Origin of the sequence: Photorhabdus africana (genome assembly GCF_035181445.1) — a bacterium.
GTDB classification, from domain to species: domain Bacteria; phylum Pseudomonadota; class Gammaproteobacteria; order Enterobacterales; family Enterobacteriaceae; genus Photorhabdus; species Photorhabdus laumondii.
In genome coordinates this window covers 1-1,772 of record NZ_JAXBVE010000114.1, presented here as the reverse complement: position 1 = coordinate 1,772, position 1,772 = coordinate 1, and the positions used below count along the sequence as shown (strand labels likewise).

1 rRNA gene is annotated in these 1,772 nt (G+C 55.4%); it reads left to right on the top strand.

Features of this window, described 5'->3' with window-relative positions:
- A 23S ribosomal RNA gene (locus tag SLS51_RS22905) occupies positions 1 to 1,723 on the top strand; the annotation flags it as partial.
- Between the last annotated feature and the right edge of the window lie 49 nt (positions 1,724 to 1,772).

Here is a 1,772-nt window from a genome sequence, read left to right as displayed (position 1 = left end):
TGGGTAGGGGAGCGTTCTGTAAGCCGCAGAAGGCGGTGCCGTGAGGCCTGCTGGAGGTATCAGAAGTGCGAATGCTGACATAAGTAACGATAAAGCGGGTGAAAAACCCGCTCGCCGGAAGACCAAGGGTTCCTGTCCAACGTTAATCGGGGCAGGGTGAGTCGACCCCTAAGGCGAGGCCGAACGGCGTAGCTGATGGGAAACAGGTTAATATTCCTGTACTGAATGTGACTGCGAAGGGGGGACGGAGAAGGCTAGGCCATCCGGGCGACGGTTGTCCCGGTTTAAGCGTGTAGGTGGGAGGAGCAGGCAAATCCGCTCTTCTGTCAACACTGAGGCGTGATGACGAGCTGCTACGGCAGTGAAGTGGCTGATGCCCGGCTTCCAGGAAAAGCCTCTAAGCGTCAGGTCATATTGAATCGTACCCCAAACCGACACAGGTGGTCAGGTAGAGAATACTCAGGCGCTTGAGAGAACTCGGGTGAAGGAACTAGGCAAAATGGTGCCGTAACTTCGGGAGAAGGCACGCTGGCGGTAAGTGAAGGAGCTGGCCTCCGGAGCTGAAGCCAGTCGCAGAGACCAGCTGGCTGCAACTGTTTATTAAAAACACAGCACTGTGCAAACACGCAAGTGGACGTATACGGTGTGACGCCTGCCCGGTGCTGGAAGGTTAATTGATGGGGTTAGCCGCAAGGCGAGGCTCCTGACAGAAGCCCCAGTAAACGGCGGCCGTAACTATAACGGTCCTAAGGTAGCGAAATTCCTTGTCGGGTAAGTTCCGACCTGCACGAATGGCGTAATGATGGCCAGGCTGTCTCCACCCGAGACTCAGTGAAATTGAACTCGCTGTGAAGATGCAGTGTACCCGCGGCAAGACGGAAAGACCCCGTGAACCTTTACTATAGCTTGACACTGAACATGGAGCCTTGATGTGTAGGATAGGTGGGAGGCTGGGAAGTGTGGACGCCAGTCTGCATGGAGCCACCCTTGAAATACCACCCTTGAATGTTCGATGTTCTCACTCAGGCCCGTGATCCGGGCCGGGGACAGTGTCTGGCGGGTAGTTTGACTGGGGCGGTCTCCTCCCAAAGCGTAACGGAGGAGCACGAAGGTTGGCTAATCACGGTCGGACATCGTGAGGTTAGTGCAAAGGCATAAGCCAGCTTAACTGCGAGAGTGACGGTTCGAGCAGGTACGAAAGTAGGTCTTAGTGATCCGGTGGTTCTGCATGGAAGGGCCATCGCTCAACGGATAAAAGGTACTCCGGGGATAACAGGCTGATACCGCCCAAGAGTTCATATCGACGGCGGTGTTTGGCACCTCGATGTCGGCTCATCACATCCTGGGGCTGAAGTAGGTCCCAAGGGTATGGCTGTTCGCCATTTAAAGTGGTACGCGAGCTGGGTTTAGAACGTCGTGAGACAGTTCGGTCCCTATCTGCCGTGGGCGCAGGAAGATTGAAAGGGGCTGCTCCTAGTACGAGAGGACCGGAGTGGACGCACCGCTGGTGTACGGGTTGTCATGCCAATGGCATCGCCCGGTAGCTAAGTGCGGGAGAGATAACCGCTGAAAGCATCTAAGCGGGAAACTTGCCTTGAGATGAGTCTTCCCTTGACTGAGGTCACGGAAGGAACGTTTAAGACGAAGACGTGGATAGGCTGGGTGTGTAAGTGCAGCGATGCATTGAGCTGACCAGTACTAATGAACCGAGAGGCTTAACCTTACAACACCGAAGGTGTTTTGGTGTTCAGAGGGCAGCCGGCAGAAGCCGG